14 protein-coding genes and 1 riboswitch are annotated in these 17,567 nt (G+C 35.3%); of the genes, 1 reads left to right on the forward strand and 13 read right to left on the reverse strand.

Annotated elements, in window-relative coordinates; genetic code table 11:
• Nucleotides 1–2: 2 nt before the first annotated feature.
• The 9 genes from BSF41_RS07990 to BSF41_RS08030 all read right to left on the reverse strand — a co-directional run bounded on the left by BSF41_RS07990 (nt 3) and on the right by BSF41_RS08030 (nt 10,577).
• Entirely contained in the window at nt 3–1,181 is a 1,179-nt protein-coding gene (locus BSF41_RS07990) for an MFS transporter (protein WP_095928968.1), read from the reverse strand.
• A gap of 49 nt (nt 1,182–1,230) precedes the next feature.
• Complete coding sequence (locus BSF41_RS07995; protein WP_095928969.1) at nt 1,231–2,451, reverse strand: DUF763 domain-containing protein; 1,221 nt, start codon at nt 2,449–2,451, stop codon at nt 1,231–1,233.
• A 184-nt stretch (nt 2,452–2,635) separates the two neighbouring features.
• Complete coding sequence (locus BSF41_RS08000) at nt 2,636–3,727, reverse strand: AI-2E family transporter (protein WP_095928970.1); 1,092 nt, start codon at nt 3,725–3,727, stop codon at nt 2,636–2,638.
• A gap of 127 nt (nt 3,728–3,854) precedes the next feature.
• Nucleotides 3,855–4,559, reverse strand: coding sequence for an ion channel (locus BSF41_RS08005; protein ID WP_095928971.1), 705 nt, complete (start codon nt 4,557–4,559; stop codon nt 3,855–3,857).
• 225 nt (nt 4,560–4,784) lie between these two features.
• On the reverse strand, nt 4,785–6,353 hold the full coding sequence (locus BSF41_RS08010; protein WP_095928972.1) for an MFS transporter: 1,569 nt from the start codon (nt 6,351–6,353) through the stop codon (nt 4,785–4,787).
• Nucleotides 6,354–6,356: 3 nt separating this feature from the next.
• A complete protein-coding gene (locus tag BSF41_RS08015) occupies nt 6,357–7,421 on the reverse strand; it encodes an HlyD family secretion protein (RefSeq protein WP_095928973.1) in 1,065 nt (354 codons plus the stop codon).
• Nucleotides 7,422–7,432: 11 nt separating this feature from the next.
• A complete protein-coding gene (locus BSF41_RS08020) occupies nt 7,433–8,779 on the reverse strand; it encodes a TolC family protein (RefSeq protein ID WP_095928974.1) in 1,347 nt (448 codons plus the stop codon).
• Nucleotides 8,780–9,108: 329 nt separating this feature from the next.
• Nucleotides 9,109–9,582: a cupin domain-containing protein gene (locus tag BSF41_RS08025; protein WP_095928975.1), complete on the reverse strand. Its 474-nt coding sequence runs from the start codon at nt 9,580–9,582 to the stop codon at nt 9,109–9,111.
• Nucleotides 9,579–10,577 (reverse strand): NADP-dependent oxidoreductase, encoded by a 999-nt coding sequence (locus BSF41_RS08030; RefSeq protein WP_095928976.1) that lies wholly within the window; start codon nt 10,575–10,577, stop codon nt 9,579–9,581. Before BSF41_RS08030 ends, BSF41_RS08025 begins: the two co-directional genes overlap by 4 nt.
• Nucleotides 10,578–10,669: 92 nt before the next feature.
• Between BSF41_RS08030 and BSF41_RS08035 the strand changes: the two genes are divergently transcribed.
• Nucleotides 10,670–11,047 carry a helix-turn-helix domain-containing protein gene (locus BSF41_RS08035; RefSeq protein ID WP_095928977.1) on the forward strand — a complete coding sequence of 126 codons (378 nt, stop codon included), beginning with the start codon at nt 10,670–10,672 and terminating at the stop codon, nt 11,045–11,047.
• A 200-nt stretch (nt 11,048–11,247) separates the two neighbouring features.
• Here BSF41_RS08035 and BSF41_RS08040 read toward each other — a convergent pair whose 3' ends face one another.
• The 4 genes from BSF41_RS08040 to BSF41_RS08055 all read right to left on the reverse strand — a co-directional run bounded on the left by BSF41_RS08040 (nt 11,248) and on the right by BSF41_RS08055 (nt 17,453).
• Nucleotides 11,248–12,720: an aminotransferase class V-fold PLP-dependent enzyme gene (locus tag BSF41_RS08040; protein ID WP_095928978.1), complete on the reverse strand. Its 1,473-nt coding sequence runs from the start codon at nt 12,718–12,720 to the stop codon at nt 11,248–11,250.
• Nucleotides 12,721–12,804: 84 nt separating this feature from the next.
• Complete coding sequence (locus BSF41_RS08045; RefSeq protein WP_095928979.1) at nt 12,805–13,797, reverse strand: TlpA disulfide reductase family protein; 993 nt, start codon at nt 13,795–13,797, stop codon at nt 12,805–12,807.
• Between the two features lie 237 nt (nt 13,798–14,034).
• Nucleotides 14,035–14,135: riboswitch (SAM riboswitch) on the reverse strand.
• 187 nt (nt 14,136–14,322) lie between these two features.
• Nucleotides 14,323–14,778, reverse strand: coding sequence for a response regulator (locus BSF41_RS08050; RefSeq protein ID WP_095928980.1), 456 nt, complete (start codon nt 14,776–14,778; stop codon nt 14,323–14,325).
• 2 nt (nt 14,779–14,780) lie between these two features.
• Nucleotides 14,781–17,453, reverse strand: a complete 2,673-nt coding sequence (locus BSF41_RS08055; RefSeq protein WP_095928981.1) for a PAS domain S-box protein — start codon at nt 17,451–17,453, stop codon at nt 14,781–14,783.
• Between the last annotated feature and the right edge of the window lie 114 nt (nt 17,454–17,567).

A 17,567-nucleotide genomic window follows, 5' to 3' on the forward strand; every position in this document is an offset into this window, starting at 1 on the left:
AATTATGCTTTGATTTTCCTTTTATTTCTCGCCCAATAAGTAAGATATACAATTCCTAGAATTAGCACCAAGATATCAAATCTAATGATTTGCGGTATACGGTTGATTTGATCGTTATAGTAAGTTCCTCCTAAAAGAGCTCCCAAACCGATTCCGAGTTCCATCGAAATATACATCGTTGCGACCGCCTTTCCTCTATGTTCAGGATTACTCATATCAATAGTCCATGCGCTAATGGCTGGCGACAAAATACCGGTACCGACTCCGTAAATTCCGGCTCCGATTAATAACATATTGATATCTCTTCCTGCACTTATTACAAAAAGAGCAATCGAAGTGATGATTAATCCAGCCATGATCACTTTTGGACGGCCATGTCTGTCGGAAACTTTTCCCGCGCCAAAACGAACCATAACAGAAGCTACCGTAAAAGCAGTAAAAAATATCCCCTTATTTGTTGCTCCCAAATGCTCACTCCAATCTGGAATTAAGGTTAAAATAAGTCCGAAAGCGGTGTACGAAAGAAAAGTGATAATTCCTGCTGGAAATACATTCCTATCTACAATATCATTTTTGCCTATAATGAACATTGATCGGTTCAATTTTTCTTTTGTCGCCAAAGTTTCTTTCATGTTCAAAACAATAATAATGGAAAAGAAAGCCAAAAAAGACGAAGTATAAAACATGACATTGATTCCGTACAAATTCACAATCATACTGCCCAGCGCTGGTCCTAGCGCCCCACCAATACTAAAACATAATCCGTGCATTCCGAGTGCTTCTCCCCATCTATGTTGCGGAATAATATCTGCCACATAAGCCGAAGTTGACGTAGGTTTAAATCCTGTCGAAAATCCATGAACTAAACGCAAAAGCAAAAATCCTGAAACCGAACTCAAAATTGGATAGAGAAATCCGCAGATTACACATACTGAAGAGCCTATTGCCATAACCGGAACACGTCCCCATTTATCGGTAAGTTTACCGCTAAACGGACGAGAAATTGCGGCCGTCAAGGTAAATAATGAAATAATAAGTCCTTTATACTCTGCTCCTCCCAAACTGCTTAAATAATTGGGAAGTTCGGGTATCATCATATTAAAACTTGATGAAAATAATAGAGAACTCAAACAAAGCAAAATGAATTGTAAGGTATAAATTGATTTTTCGTTTTGTGACATTATTGATTTTTTTGTATAACTAAAAAGGCAGATAGATAATTATGATTCTTTAAAATAATTCCAGCTGATTGCTTGGGTTTATAGGCTTCTTTTTTGGAGGTTTCGCATCGCCAAAAACGGTTCTTCCTCCATATTTATGCGATTCGGCTCTTTCTCTTTGAACAAGAGCATCAAAATTGGAATTTGGCGTAAAACTTTCTTCTGCTTTTCTTGAAATTTCAGATAGTTTCTGAATAGCGCTCAATTTATCGCTATTCCCGATTTTGGCACGATTAATAGCTCTTTGCAGCGTATCGATTGTTTCATCGTAGATTTTAACGGGAACAGGAAACGGATGTCCGTCTTTTCCGCCATGTGCAAATGAAAAACGGGCTGGATCATCAAATCGTGTTGGAGTTCCGTAAATGATTTCGCTTACCAAAGCCAAAGACTGCAAAGCTCTTGGTCCCATTCCTTTTAAAAGCAATAACTCTTCAAAATCTTCAGGTTTATTTTCATGAGTAGCCCAAAGCATAGCGCCCAGTCTTTTCATGTTTACATCTTCCATCCTCACATCATGATGTGCGGGCATAGAAAGATGCTGCATTTCTTTTATAATTTTAACGGGTGATTCTTTTACCAATTCTAAAATACCTTCACGAGATTTTGTGGCCGCATTGGCTGTAAGATTTAAAATTGCACCTTGATTTTCGCCATAAATGAAAGTATGGGGTTCATTTATAAAAGACTTTAAATCTTGCGAATGCCAATGGTATCTTCTGGCAGTTCTAGAATCAGGATTCATTCCCTGCTGAATTACAGCCCATTGCCCTTTATTATCGACAATAAAATTATGCTGGTACAATTGAAATCCGTCCTGAATGGCGGTATTGTCTACTTTGGCAGTAAGTCGGCTACAGTTGGCCAGATTAACCCCGTCGAGACCTGTTTTTTCGCCTACAAATAAAAGTTCCTGCGGCGTTGCCATCGAATGTTTTCCTTTGCCTCCGCAGATATAAATTCCGAGTTCTTTGGAGTGCGGATTAACCGATTTTTTCAGTGCTCCAAGCACCGAAGTTGTAATTCCAGACGAATGCCAGTCCATTCCCATTACGGCTCCAAAACTCTGAAACCAAAACGGATTACTCAGTTTACTTATCACTTCGGCAGTCGAAAATTCCATTGCAATGGTTTCTACAATCGCAAAACCAAGTTTAGACATTCGCTCAGCAAGCCATAATGGAACATGCCCATAATGTAAAGGAAGATCTGCTGTACCGGAACGTTTCATTTGCTAAAATTATAATCCTGCAAAAATACTTTATTTAATTGTGAATTATAAATTGTGAATTGTTAATTCAAATGTAAAAAGTTTTGAGATGTGAAATGTTAATTGTGAAAGGTGCTATCTAAGTATTTTTTACTTTTTACTTTTACCCTTTCACATCTAACATTTCACATTTCACATCTTACAATTAACTAATTTCAATATCTTCTACAGGTTCTTCAATGGGTTCTGAATTATCATCCAGCCAAGCAACAAAGAGTTTGTAACCTATTGAAAACACAATGGGTCCAACAAACAATCCGATAAAACCCGACATGATAAATCCGCCAATTACACCTAGAAAAATAACAAGCATAGGCACAAGAGCGCCTTTTCCTAGTAATAATGGTTTTAGAACATTATCTGATAATCCGCTGATAATGAAAAACACCGTCCAAAAAATAGCATAACCAGAATCTCCTGTTGAAAAAAGATAAATAATAACGCCAATATTAATTATAATTGGTCCGATCTGTAGAATAGAAAATATCAGACAGATCAACGTCAGAATTCCAGCATACGGAATATCGGCCCAAAACAATCCAATTGCCTGAATAATGGTCTGAATAACGGCAACGCCCAAAATACCTTTAACCACTTGGTAAATAGTTGAAACCGAAATGGTCATAATTTCTTCGGCTTCACTTCCGGCAATTTTTCTAAGGAACTTCATAAAGAAAGTTTTACCACCTGGGGATACTAATAAAACTCCCGCAATAATAACCGATAAAATAAACTGAAGAAATGCCGCACCAGAACTCAAAATACTGGCCATGATTTTAGACGACAATTCTCGTATCTGATCTTGATACTTCACAACGCTCTGTTCCAAATCTGTCGATAACGAAAGTAAAAACTCGTAGAGCGGTTTACCAATTATTGGCCACTCTTTTATAGAAGCACCAGGCGGAGTAATTTTAAGTGTTCCTGCTTCAAAACTATTTTTCAGTTCTAAAAAATTACCCGTTGCCGCTTTCAAGAAATAAATTAGAGGCACCACCATTATGGCAATAAGCAAAATAGTAATAACAACCGATGCCAGTGCTTTGCGCCCTTTTAATATTCGCTGCAGCGAATTAAACAAAGGATAAAACACAACCGAAAGTATTACCGCCCAAAGAATAGGCATAAAAAAAGGCAGCAACAATTTAAGACAAAATCCCACAAGGAGAAAAATGAAAAATAACTGCAAAATAGTATCGAAGAGTTCTTTCTTTTTATTCGAATTGGTTGTTTTCATGGTTATTGTTTTTAATGGTGAATGGTCAATTGTTAATGGTAAATTATGAGTTGTAAATTGTAAATGATAAATCAATTCTCCTCTATAAATCTTGACTCTTGTGTCTTTACTCTATATTCTATATTCTTTACTCTTTATTCTTCCCCGTCTTATTAACAGCAAAATTGGCATCAGAAACCAGTCTTCCTATTAAGATTACAGGATACAGAACGCCTGTAAGCACTTCAATCTGAACTAGCGAACGAGCCAAAGGATGTAGAGGTACGATTTCGCCAAAACCCGTCGATGTGATACAGACATAACTGAAATACATAAAACTAGCCAGATCGCTATTACTTGAAAATTTAGATTCGGTTATTTGAAAAGCCCCTTCTATATGTTGGAAAAGAAATAAATAAAGTGTAGACCAAAAGTGAACTAGAATCATATATACCACAATTGAACCCACAATTCGATAAGTAGTTACTGGTCCAGGTTCTAAAACTTTCATTAAAACCAAAGTGATCAAAAGTAGCATAATCGCAACCGAAAGAATGAGATCGGCAAATAGGATAAAAATATTATGTTCAAAGTAATTAATCCATTGTGTTATAATAAATAAAAAGGGAATTATCGAGATCAGAACAGCTTGCTTTTTATGCTTGGATAACGCAATAATTCCGGCAAAGAGAAATAGCATCCAAAATATATTGACTGCTACCATAAAACGCGAATAACTGCCAAAAAACGGAATGACAATAAAATGCATCATAAACAGAAGTATCAGCATACCACTCAGTCCGCTTTCTTGTGTCCAAAAGCGATATAAAAAACGGCTTTTTTTAACTATCATAATACAAAATTCTAAATATTAAATTCCAAATTCCAAATTCCAATCCCGAAGCCTAAGGATAAATTCCAAAAACTAAATTCCAAATTCCAATCCTGAAGCCTAAGCCTAAGGGCAAATTCCAAAAACTAAATTCTAAATTCCAAATTCCAATATCAAGCCTAAGGACAAATTCTATATTCTATATTCTATATTCTTTACTCTTGCTTGCTTCTTTCCTCTCCACCCTCAAATCGGTATCGGCTCTACTTCTACCCTTCCAATTGGTCTTCGCCAAAGTTTGAAAAGCAGAATAATAAAAATGGGCAGAAAACAAACTGCCGACATTACCAGATAAATATCTTTGTATGCCAATAACATAGAAGTTTGAGAGGTTTGATTCGAAAGACTTTTCTCGGCTTTTTTCTGCGCTTCAGCATCTGATAATCCCATAAATAAAAATTGCCTTTTTGAGTTTTCCAACTGTTGTTCGGCTTGTTTATTTAGCGGACTCAACTGCTGACTTAAACCTGTTTTATGCTGTACATTCATATTCGAAATAAAAGTCCCGAGAACAGCGCCTCCAAGTAAAGAGGCAAAAACAGCCTGAGCGATGATTCCAGTCATCATGCGCGATGTGCTTAAAAAAGGAGGAATTCCTTCTGAAATGTATAATAGCGAAACAGGGAAAAGAAACCCCATTCCTAATCCTTTAAAAATTAAGGGCAAATAAAAATCCGATGCATCTATTCCGGGATAGAATCTGAAAAAAAGTATAATATGATACATTCCGTAGCAGGCAAAACCAATTACCCAAATCGTAGCCAGATAAATGCGTTTGTATAAAAGATAAGTCGAAAGCGGAATCGAAATGCACAACCCAATCAAAAGTGAAAGATGTGTTACTGCTCCCAAAACAGAATCAAAGCCTAGAATATTGGTCATATATCCTGTTACAACACTTCCGGTTCCATTTATTAATCCGATATAAAACATCAAAAAGGCACCTGCGATGACATTTTTAAATTTATAAACATCTGGATTTATCAGAGGTTCCGCCGTAAAACGAACGTGAAGCAGATAAATACCTGCCACAATAAATAAAACTGCAAAAGCCAAAGTTATTTTAGGATCACTGAACCAATTTCTGATCTGCCCTTCGGCACATAAAAAAAGAATAATCGCAAAAAACAAAATCAGGATGATCCAACCTCGCCAATCAAATTGGAATTTGGTTTTCATGGGCGCCACATCGGCTTTGTAAAAATACCAAGCCAAAAGAATGCAAATCAAAAAATTGACATTCAGGAAATAAATTCCAAACGTCCAATTATGAAAACTTACAAAATGCGCTCCTAAATATTGATACAAATGCTGGCTTCCTTTCTGTATAAACTGGAAAATTCCGTACAGCAAAGCCATATTTAAAGCGGGATTGTATTTTAATAAAATAGGCACCATCGAAGCAAATATTCCAATGACTGAAACCATTGCCAAAAGAGAACGACATACAACAAACCAAGCAATTGTTGGTGCAAACAATGAAGCGGTATTGAAGATTAACGATAAAAATGAAACCGATAAAATCATGGTTCTAACCTTGATTTGTTTTCCTAATTTCAAACCTAAAGGCAGAAAAGCCAGCATGACAAAAATCGGAACGTAAACCGTATAACTAAAAGCAGTCGTAGAAGATCCAAAATGTCCTAATATCTGCGAATTATCATAAGTCGTAACATTGAGTCCGTTAAAAAAAGGAATCGTCAGGATATACAATCCTGTCAGTGTAAAAACGCTTCCTTTTTTTCCTGCAAACATCTCTTATTTTTTTACATCAACTGTTACATTCATTCCGGGTCTAACTTCCTGAAGCTCTTTTGTGGGAGTTTCAAATTCAATTTTAACTGGAATACGCTGCGTGATTTTTACAAAATTTCCAGTTGAATTATCAGGTTCAACCATAGAAAATTTAGCTCCTGTCGCGGGAGAAAATCCAGCTACTTTTCCTTTAAACTCTTTTCCATCCAAGGCATCAATCGTAATGGTTACTTCTTGCCCCTGTTTTATTTTCTCTATTTGAGTTTCTTTAAAATTGGCCGAAATCCATAATTTTTCATTCAGTACAATTGTCGCAATGGTTTGATTGGCATTGATTAATTCTCCAATAGACAAATTTCGTTCGCCAACAAAACCACTCGTAGGAGCGGTAATAATAGTATATGATAACTGAAGTTTTGCCGCATCAAGATCTGCTTTCTTTCTGGCAACTGTGGCTGTGGCTGCTTCAAGATTAATCGAACTTTGTTTGGTAATAGAACTGCTGGCATCCAAACCTTTTTTTCCTGCCTTGACATAAGCTTCTTCTGATTTTAATTTAGAAATAACCTGATCGTACTGATTCAGCGTTACGGCCGAATCGGCGTACATATTTTTGAAACGCTGATAATCTTTTTGCGCTTTGTCTAAACTCGCCAAATCCCCAGCCAATTTCTCTTTTCCCGAAGCCTGATTAGAAATAGAAGTCGTTATATTCTGCTGTAGCGAATGCAGATTTCCTTCGGCTATAGCCAGATCCGCTTCTGCTTGTTTGACCTTAATGATATATTCGGAATCGTCTAAAACAACCAATGTATCTCCTTTCTGCACCTTCTGATTGGCTTCAAATCGTATTTCTTTTATATGTCCAGTCGCTCTTGCCACAACATTATTGATGTAAGCTTCAACCTGAGCATTATTGGTGGTTTCATAAGAACTAAAATCAAAGAATAAACTTAAAATCCACAATCCGCCCGCAATCAAAAAAACAAATGACAATACCGTTAGAATTGTGTTTCTTCTTTTTTCATTTTTCTGAACTGCTCCGTTTTGTGTATCTGTTTCGCTCATAACAAGATGTATTAAAGTTTACCCATTGCATATTGAAGTGAGTAATATTGAATGATTAAATCTAAATTGGCGTTTACAAGTGAAATTCGAGAGTTGTTCAGCTGTAATTCTGCATCAACAATCTCGCTGATTAAAGCAAAATCGTTGTCGTAACGGCTTTTTACAATTTTATAATTGCTCATCGACAACTCCACATCTTTTTTGTAGGTTTTGATATTTTCTTTGCTTTCTGCATATCTCACATAAGCATTTTTAACTTCGGTCGTAATCTGGTCTTTGGTAACTTCTAGGGCTATATTACTTTTATCGATTTCCAGTTTATCGCCGCTAATGCGATGTTTCAGATTATAGAAACTCGAAATATCCCAATTCAAAGAAAGTCCCGCCGCCCAATAATTGAGAATGTTTACATAATTGGGCCACTGCGCTGGATATTCGGTATTCAGAATAACATTTGCATTTAAGCTTGGCTTAAATCCGCTTTTGGTGAGACTTAGTGACGATTCAGACAACTTGATTCTTATATCTGCCCGTTTCATCTCTTCCCTGTTCAGAAAAGCTTCTTCCAAACTTTGCTGCAGGTTCATATTTTCTGTCGGAATCATGCTTTCCGTTACTTCTGGCTTCAGAATCGTATTGGTTGGAAAACCGATTAAAATATCCAGATAATTGCTAATCAGCTCAATCGTATTGGTGCTTCTAAAAACCGAAACCTTAAAATTAGATTGCTGCAACTCGGTTCTCAAGAGATCACTCGTAAGGTTCTGACCATTTTTTACACGTGATTTTAGCTGATTTATTCGAATATCGGTATTAATAATATTCTGTTTGGTAACCTCAATCTGACGATATAATTTCTCAAGTGTAAAATATTGTTCTGTAATCGCATTCTTGACATCGGCTTCTGTCATTTTTACAGCAGATTCCTGCATTTCACTGATTAATTCCTGCTGATTAATTCTAGTGTTTATGGCATTTCCAGCGTAAATTGGGAGTGAAGAAACAATATTGGCAAAACCTTGATGATCGTAATAATCTACGGTAACATTTCTGGCATAAAATCCTTCATAGATTTTAGGATCACCAATATAATTGTATCCACCGTTTAAACTTATTCTTGGCGCTTTGGCAATTTTGGCCTGACTGACATTTTCATTTGCAATAGCCAAATCTGCATTGGCCAATTTTAATTGCCGGTTGTTTTTAATGCCCAATAAAATGGCTTCATCCAATCTTATTTTTTTAGCAGACGCCAGACTGATCGTATCCTGCTGCGCAAAACTTACATTGAGGCTGCAGCTCAATAAAAAAAGAGCTAAATGCTTTAAACGAAAAACTTTAAACCGCCAATAGCTCATGAGATGATATTGATTTAATTTTGCACTTTTGGGAAATTTGCAATCAACATTAGCAGAACTTTCGAGAGAATTAAATTTTAGCTAGGCGGAAAAATTACGATGGTTAATTTGGATTCTGCTATTCCAACATTATGATTTTCGTATAAATTTAAACAATTCTTATTCAATACTTTATAGTATAAACACTCAAAATTGTTTCATTTTATAAAATGGAACAACTTCAAAGGTTTCTATGCCTATTTTAAACCAAAAAAAAATTGCAACAATCAAATGAGATCATTGCAATTTTACAAATAAATCAAAATGTAGTTATCGGCGTGTAATTTATATTATTTTGCTTTTGTGGCATCCAATAAGATCGCCAATTGAATACAAGGCGAATCCGATCGATTGCTCCAAGCGTGATTGGTTCCGCGCTGAATTACAATATCTCCAGCTTGCAGTAAAGTCTCTTCTTCGTCTACAATCAAATAAATTTCACCCGAAATAATGATAATGTAATCTAAAGTATCAGTCTGATGCATTAACGGATGTGGCTCTCCTTCGAGAGCAACAATTCCTAAATCTTTGTCGGGCGGAATCTGGACATAACGAAAATAACTTCCGTTTTTAGGCGTATTTGGAAAAGCGGTATTTTCAATAATTTTCTCCTCAAATCTTGCTGGCGTCGTATCTGTCGACCAGATATCTGAAATGATTAATCCTGGAAAATGTTCCGACACATTCGAAACGATTTCATCTTGTTCTATAATCGATTTTCCGTCTCGTAAACCTGTTACGATTCTTCTTGGTATTGTTCTCATTCTTGATTAATCTGCATTATTAATTTTCTGCCACTGGTTTTGTTTTCTCTCAAAATAGTAAGTGCTTTATCTACTGTTTCTTGGCTCAACCCTCCAATTACATTAATATTTGGCGGTGTAATTATTTCATTTTCTAATAAATCACTCAACTCTGTTAATCCGTTTTTATAGTAATCGTATTGTTTTTCAACTCCATACGCATAATTTGAAATATTATGAATTGTAGCACCTCTCGAAAAGAGAATTCCACGCGATTCTGGGGTAGAAAAATTTGTGACATCAATATACTTTCCGTTTATTTTTAAAAGTTTTGCAGCAATTTCTGCAACATGATTTCCAACTAAATCAACGGCGATATCAAATTTTTTATTTCCGTTTAAAGAAAAAGCGGCTTCGTAAATTTCTTCTTTTCGATAATTAATGATTTGTTCTTGTTTAACGCCAAGATTTATCAAAGAAGCGATACTTTCTTCGTTTCCAGCTGTAACCACAAAATTGGTAAAACCTTTAGCAATAAGCAGTTTCATAAAAACATTCCCTACTCCACCAGCACCGCCCGTAATTAATATCGAATCGGTTAAAGAAGCGTTCATTCGCTTAAAAGATTGCAAAGCCGTGAGTCCAGCTGATGGAATTCCTGCCGCTTCTTCAAAAGAAATATTCTGTGGTTTCTTTACTGCAATTCCTGCTGGGACACAAATATATTCGGCATAAGTACCGTTTGATCCCATACTTCCAGAGCCGCAGAAAACAGCGTCTCCAATTTTAAGCTCCGTTACCTCATCACCAATTGCTGTTATAATTCCAGAAAATTCTCTTCCTAAAATTGGCGAATGTATCAGCTTCCTTTCAGAACCGTTTTCGGTCATTTGATAATCTATCGGATTAAATCCTGAAGCCACAATCTTTACCTGAATCTGATGTGATTCTGGTTGTGGAATTACCACTGTTTCCAGTTTAAATTCGCGGTTTTCCTGTAATACAATTGCTTTCATTTTTATCATTTTAGTTTACAAAAGTATCGCCGTAATGCCTTATTTTTGTTATGGGTTAACCCAAGGTAACCGGTTACCAAAGAGAAACTAGTATGGCAAAAATTAACGATAACGGAGTACTTCGCGAGGCCAATTGTTCTGAAGAACTGATGGCAATGCGTGACAGTCTTGATGTTTTGGGCGGTAAATGGAAATTGATGATTCTAAGGTTTTTAACCAATAGAACGCATCAGGTGATTCATTTTAAAAAAATGCAGCGTGAAATTGATGGTATTTCGGCTAAAATGCTCAGCAAAGAACTCAAAGAATTGGAAACTAATTTACTTATTACCAGAGCCGAACAAAATACCAAACCCGCAACTGTCGTTTATGCCATTAGCGAATATGGAAAATCGGTGCTTCCCGTGACCGAAACTTTAGTCAATTGGGGATTGGCGCATCGAGAAAAAATTATCGAATCGCTTAAATAAATAAATTTTAAACACATAGAAACATAGTTTTTCTTTATCTACAGAGGCGTTTCACTTGTTATAAAAAACATAGCTATGTGTTAGAAACTATTTTCTTTCCAAATCCTTATTCAATGTAAAAAAATCTATGTTTCTATGTGTTTAAAAACTACCATTTAAAAACCTAACAGGTTTTGAAAACCTGTTAGGTTGACTACTAACTAATCTAACTTAAACCATTCGTTTACTTCTCTTGCGATGGTATCTTTAATTTCCGGATTTTCAAATTCATTTGAAACCGGATTATATTCATAATCTTTTTTCCATTTTTTATAATTCAGAGCTACTTTTTCAATTGCATCGCAGATATAAAAAAGCTCTTCATTGCTCATAATCGGATGCAGTGACAAACGCACCCAACCTGGTTTATTGGTTTGATTTCGCTGCAATAATTCATTGGTAATTTCAGCCGATTTCTTTTCGTTGATATTAAACAGATAATGCGCATAAGTACTCGCACACGACCAGCCTCCGCGAACCTGAATTCCGAAACGGTCATTTAAAAGCCTTACGATCAAATTATAATGAATATCTTCAATAACAAAAGAAACACAGCCAATTCGTTCTGTAGTTAGATCTCCTAAAATCGATAAACCTTCTATTTTTTGAAGTCTTGAAAAACAAAGATCAAGCAGTTCTTTTTCTCTTTCTTTGATTTTCTCCACGCCCATTTGCTCTTTTAATTCTAAAGCCAATGCTGTTCTAATAACTTGAAGAAATCCAGGCGTACCACCATCTTCTCTCACTTCTATTACATCGCTGTAACAATATTTTCCTAGCGGATTGGTCCATTTTACATTTCCTCCGCCCGGATTATCCGGAAAATCAGATTGGTATAATTTTTCATTGAAAACCAAAATACCACAAGTTCCAGGTCCTCCTAAAAATTTATGCGGAGAAAAGAAAATAGCGTCCAATTGTTCTTCTGGATCTTTTGGATGCATATCGATTTTGACATACGGCGCCGAAGCTGCAAAATCTACAAAACAAAGTCCGCCGTTTTGGTGCATGATTTTGGCTAATTCGTGATAAGGCGTAATAATTCCTGTAACGTTCGAACAAGCCGTAAACGAACCTATTTTTAAGCTTCTGTTTGCATATTTTTTAATCGTTTCAGCAAGAACATTTGGGTCGACTAAATTGTTCTCATCAGGCGGAAGAATAATTACCTCTGCATTGGTCTCATACCACGAAACCTGATTAGAATGATGTTCCATGTGCGTAATAAAAACCACAGGTCTGTCTTCTTCCGATTTTGTTCGAAGCGCCATAATACGCTGCAGTTTTGATAAAGCTGCCGTCATACCGCTTCCAGTTGTTACCAAAACATCCGAATCATTGGCATTAACCAATTTTTTAATAATATCTCTCGCATGCTGATAAGTATAAGTAGACGTTTTTCCTGTCTGACTTGAAAGTGAATGCGTATTGGCAATCATTGGACCAATTTTATTGAGCATTATATCTTCGATCGGATGGTATAATCTTCCGCTGGCAACCCAGTCTGCGTAAACCAGATTTTGTTCTCCGTAAACCGATTCGAAAGTATGGTCAATTCCTACTGTATTTTCTCTAAACTTAGAAAAGTAACATTCAGGCTCTGTTGGTTTTGTTGTTGGCTCAATCGCATTCATTTCCTTATCATTTTAAATTAACTAATATGTATTCCTTCTCAATTTTTGTCATTTCGAGGAACGACAAGATTGCGTATTTCTTTATTAAATTTTATTTTCTAAAAGCGTTTTTAGTGTAGCTTGTAATTCTTCTCCATGCAGATTTTTAGCGACGATTATTCCTTTAGAATCCACTAAATAATTTCCTGGAATAGCTCTTACACCGTATAATTTAGCAACAGCACTGTTCCAGAAAAGTAAATCTGAAACATGTGTCCAGGTTAAATTATCATCTTGGATTCCTTTAATCCAGTTTTCTTTCTTTTTATCTAGAGAAATCCCTACAATGTTGAATCCTTTATCATGAAATTCTTTGTAAGCGGCTACAATATTCGGATTCTCTCTTCGGCATGGCCCGCACCATGAAGCCCAAAAATCAACTAGAGTATAACCTCCCTTTAAATTGTCATAAAGTCGAACTGGCTTTCCGTCAGGATCATTGGCTGTAAAATCAGGGGCTTTTTTACCAACTGCTAATCCGTCTAAAACAATAGCCAGTTCTTTTAATTCTTTCACGTAAGTGGTATTTTGAAGACTTTTATCCAGCAAAGCAATATTTTGTGTAATCTGCTCCGGCGTTAATCTATAAGACCAGTTTCTGTACAATACATAAGCCGAAACAATAGATTTTAGATGTTCGGTTATGAATTTACTGATTTCTACATCTTTGCTCTTTTTATAGATTTCGAACAAATCTTGAGAAGCCGAACCTTCAACTACAGAAGCAGTATAATATTTCTTCGGACTCAGTTTTACTGTAATCGGGTCTTTTTCAAGAAAAACATACAAAGGCGAACTTTCTGTATTGACACTTAATCCGTATAATTCTGGTGTTTTTACTTTTGTTTTAAAACTAAAATTTCCATCTTTTACTTTTACCGAATCAATTGTAGTAAACATTTTATTGTGAAACTTTTGCAGGTAAACATATTGTGCTACGGTATCGACAACAGTCCCTTTTAATTGTAAATTATTTTCCTGCGCTTGAGTTTGAAAAGCTCCAAAAAGCAAAGCAAAACCGAATAGTATTTTTTTCATTTTATTTTTAGTTTTAAGATTAGACAAAAGAATTTTAGGCCAATGAAAAAGTCATTAGCGATATTGTTGTTTATAAAAGAAATTGGAGAGAAACTAGTCTTTTAGCCTTCAGAAAAAAGCAAAACTGTTTTCTTCAAAAATGGAATTCAAGAGTTCATAACTGGTGTACAAAATGGATTCTGCTTTCATAATAAAGATTTTAATTGGATGATCTTAAACAGATTTACGGAGAAATCTTTCTTATCTGCCCGCACACAGCGGAAGGATTTAGCACCTTATTCGGCAACAGGTTGCTAAGACTTCAATGGGCCTATTCCCTCAGTCTTTCTGGATAAGTATCATTATATAAATTTTCTGTGATACAAATATATATTAATTCTACCGAATTAGTCAAGTTTAAAATCATTTTTTTTATTTTTTTTTATTAAAATAACCTTTCAATACAATTCAAGATTTTAAAAATCAACATCTTAAAATAAAAAACACTTTTTAGCAAGCCCTTTTTTTATAAAAGAAAACATCGTTTTATTCTGCAAGAAAAACATGCAAATATTTATTCTTTTCAAGATTTGAAAAAGTTTCTTTTACTCCATTTTCAAGGTTTGAAGTAATTAATCTCAAGACCTGTTTTAAGTCGTCAAAATTATTTGGTTTCACAAAATAGCAGAGCGCTCCAAGATTGGCAGCCGTATCCATATCATTTATGTATGAAGAAGTAGAAATCATAATTACAGGAATATCTCTATATCGTTCTTCTGATTTTAATTGCTTCAGACATTCCCAGCCGTTCATAACTGGCATATTTAAATCTAGAAAAACAATTTCTGGAATCTTCTCCTGATTTTTCAGCGTATTTAGCACACCGCTACCATTTTCTAAACAATGACAAACAATACTTTCATCTATTTCTGCCAATGCTTCGCAAAACATTTCTGCATCATCCTGATCGTCATCTGCCAATAAAATCATCTTTTCTTGCATACTTAAATGTCTTTTACTTTTTGCTCAAATGGCAATGTTATAATAAAAATGGCTCCTTTATTAGCAATTCCTGTGGCTGTAATACTTCCGCCGTGACGTTCGGCTATTTTTTTGCAAAGCGATAACCCTAACCCCGTTCCTTCATAACGATCCTTAGAATTTAAGCGTGTAAAGGTTTCAAAAATTCGTCCTGTTTGATCAAGATCAAAACCAATTCCGTTATCTTCTACTGTAATTATCGCAATTCTGTTCCCTTCTTCAATTTGTTCTGTTGCTGTAATACTTATTTCTGGCGGAGTATCTTCTTTAGCAAATTTAATAGAATTATTAATAAGATTATAAAACAGCTGATACAACAATACTGAAGCACCTTCTATAATAGGAAGTTCTTCAAAATAAATGGTCCCATTTGTATTTTGAAGCGCAATTTCAAGATCTGTTTCTATATTTTTAATAACTTCATTTAAATCGACTATTGTCGTTTTTTGCGAATCGGCATTCATTTTCGAATACGCTAATACACCATCAATCATATTAAACATTCGATCTGCCGCGACATGAATTCGTTCAATATATTTTGATGAAGATTCGTCAAACTGTCCTGCCATATGATCTTCTAGACGGCTTAAAAAAGTTTTAATCTTTCGAACCGGTTCTTTTAAATCATGCGAAGCAACATGCGCAAACTGCTGTAAATCGTCGTTAGATCTTTGCAGTTCTTTAGTACGATCTTTTACCAAAATTTCAAGTTTTTCAGTAATCGATTTTTGTTCATGAATATCTGTACAGGTACCAAACCAATTGGTAATGATGCCTTCTTTATCTCTAATAGGAAGCGCTTTACTTAAAAACCAGCGGTATTCTCCTGTATTGGCATTTTTTAAACGAAATTCCGTCTGATAAGGAACTCCGGCATGAACACTTTCGTACCACATTTTTGACACTAAATAAACATCATCTGCATGTAATTTTGAAATCCAGCTTGGATCTCCAAATTCATCTTCTATGTAACCCGTATATTCGTACCAGCGGCTATTGTAATAATCAACAAAACCTTCTGAATTGGCTGTCCAAATAATTTGAGGAACCAAATCTGCAAGCTGTCTAAATCGTTCCCCACTTTCTGCAATAACATTTTGAAGTTCTTTCTGCGAAGTAATATCACTCGATGCACCAAACCATTCAATAATTTTTTCTTGATCGTCTAATATCGGTACTACTCTAGAGAAAACCCAGCTAACAGAATCGTCTTTATTTATAACCCTGTGCTCCATTTCAAAAATGGATTTTTCTACTATCGATTTAGAAATAAGATGTACAGCCATCTGCAAATCGCTTGAATGAATAAATTTATCCAACCAATTGACACCACGTTCTCTTTGATTAGTCGAACTTCCATCTCCTTCTAAATCTTGCATAATCATCCAATCGGCATCCATTCTATAAACCAAATCAGATGATGCGTTGATTAAAGCTCGAAAACGGCTTTCACTCTCCTCCATTTTTTGGCGTGCTACAACTTGTTGCGTAACCTCAACCGCCACTTGTATCATTCCTGTTATCTCTCCATCTTCAATTAATGGGCGATAAGCCAAATTATAATAATAGTTTTTTAATTCACCTGTACGATTGTGCGGTACCAAAACTTCACTTTGATCAAAGGGAATTCCTTCATTGTAAACCTTTAAAACTTGCTCCCACACATATTGTCCTTCGAGTTCTGGCAAAACATCAATCAGTCGCATGCCAATAATTTCTTCTCCTCGTCCAATCATTTGCAACATATGCTTATTGATCTGCTCAATAATAAGATCATCGCCTTTAAGCACTAAAGTCGGAGCGGGAGTTTGGTGAATCATTTTGCGAAAACGATTCTCACTTTGCTGTAATTTTTCTTCGGCTTGTTTACTTTCTGTAATATCTCGAGTTGTTCCAGCAACAAGCTCTACTTCACCATTTTCATTAAAAACGGGAACAAAAATATAATCGTAAATTCTTCTTCCCAATTCTGCGTGTGGAAAAGAAACTGTTCCTCGAACTGGTTTTTTCGTAGCTACTACAGTATCTATTTCTTGTTCATGCATTTCGGCATGCCAATCTTCATAACCATTTTCAATTAATCCGCGTCCAATTGCGTCTTCTTCAGACTTGCCCCACATCGTCAATAAAGCTTTGTTTGCGTAAGTAAATTTATAATCGAGACTAAAGACATAAGCCAGATCAGGAGTTCCATTTAATATAGAATTGTATAGCCTTTTTTGTTTTTCTGCATCAAGCAATGCATTATGAAGAGCGGTTTCGGCATGTTTCTTTTCTGTGATATCTTCCATGGTCACCACCAAAACATCATCTTGTTTTACAGCAGTAAATCTGAAACATTGTTTATTGGTTTCCTCTCCACACCATTGCTCAAAATTGGCTGTAACTCCAGTTTCTGCAGTCTCAATAAACTGTTCTAAAATATTGGTTTTATTTATTTTAGAGAAAACTTTACTGAATGGTTTTTCTTTGTATTCTTTATCATCAATCCAGTTGATGATATAAGTATTAAACAATAATATTGAAAAATCTTCTATTTTGCCTTTATTATCGTACAAAGACTTTAAAACTGCTATTCCATTTGGCGCAGAATTAAAGACGGTTTGAAAAAGGTCTAAATTATTTATTAGCTCCATTATCGTACTAAATAAAGGTAATTTCTAAAGTTGTTTAATAAAAAAAAGGCATTGAAACGGTTAAACTGTTTCTCAAATATAGAGAAAAACGTTTTTATTTTTAACATTCGTTCA

Origin of the sequence: Flavobacterium sp. ACN2 (assembly GCF_002303885.1) — a bacterium.
Lineage (GTDB): Bacteria > Bacteroidota > Bacteroidia > Flavobacteriales > Flavobacteriaceae > Flavobacterium.

Coding starts and splice junctions, on each gene's coding strand:
- BSF41_RS07990 (WP_095928968.1), bottom strand. CDS start 1,181: ATGTCACAAAACGAAAAATCAATTTATACCTTACAATTCATTTTGCTT.
- BSF41_RS07995 (WP_095928969.1), bottom strand. CDS start 2,451: ATGAAACGTTCCGGTACAGCAGATCTTCCTTTACATTATGGGCATGTT.
- BSF41_RS08000 (WP_095928970.1), bottom strand. CDS start 3,727: ATGAAAACAACCAATTCGAATAAAAAGAAAGAACTCTTCGATACTATT.
- BSF41_RS08005 (WP_095928971.1), bottom strand. CDS start 4,559: ATGATAGTTAAAAAAAGCCGTTTTTTATATCGCTTTTGGACACAAGAA.
- BSF41_RS08010 (WP_095928972.1), bottom strand. CDS start 6,353: ATGTTTGCAGGAAAAAAAGGAAGCGTTTTTACACTGACAGGATTGTAT.
- BSF41_RS08015 (WP_095928973.1), bottom strand. CDS start 7,421: ATGAGCGAAACAGATACACAAAACGGAGCAGTTCAGAAAAATGAAAAA.
- BSF41_RS08020 (WP_095928974.1), bottom strand. CDS start 8,779: ATGAGCTATTGGCGGTTTAAAGTTTTTCGTTTAAAGCATTTAGCTCTT.
- BSF41_RS08025 (WP_095928975.1), bottom strand. CDS start 9,582: ATGAGAACAATACCAAGAAGAATCGTAACAGGTTTACGAGACGGAAAA.
- BSF41_RS08030 (WP_095928976.1), bottom strand. CDS start 10,577: ATGAAAGCAATTGTATTACAGGAAAACCGCGAATTTAAACTGGAAACA.
- BSF41_RS08035 (WP_095928977.1), top strand. CDS start 10,670: ATGGCAAAAATTAACGATAACGGAGTACTTCGCGAGGCCAATTGTTCT.
- BSF41_RS08040 (WP_095928978.1), bottom strand. CDS start 12,720: ATGAATGCGATTGAGCCAACAACAAAACCAACAGAGCCTGAATGTTAC.
- BSF41_RS08045 (WP_095928979.1), bottom strand. CDS start 13,797: ATGAAAAAAATACTATTCGGTTTTGCTTTGCTTTTTGGAGCTTTTCAA.
- BSF41_RS08050 (WP_095928980.1), bottom strand. CDS start 14,778: ATGCAAGAAAAGATGATTTTATTGGCAGATGACGATCAGGATGATGCA.
- BSF41_RS08055 (WP_095928981.1), bottom strand. CDS start 17,453: ATGGAGCTAATAAATAATTTAGACCTTTTTCAAACCGTCTTTAATTCT.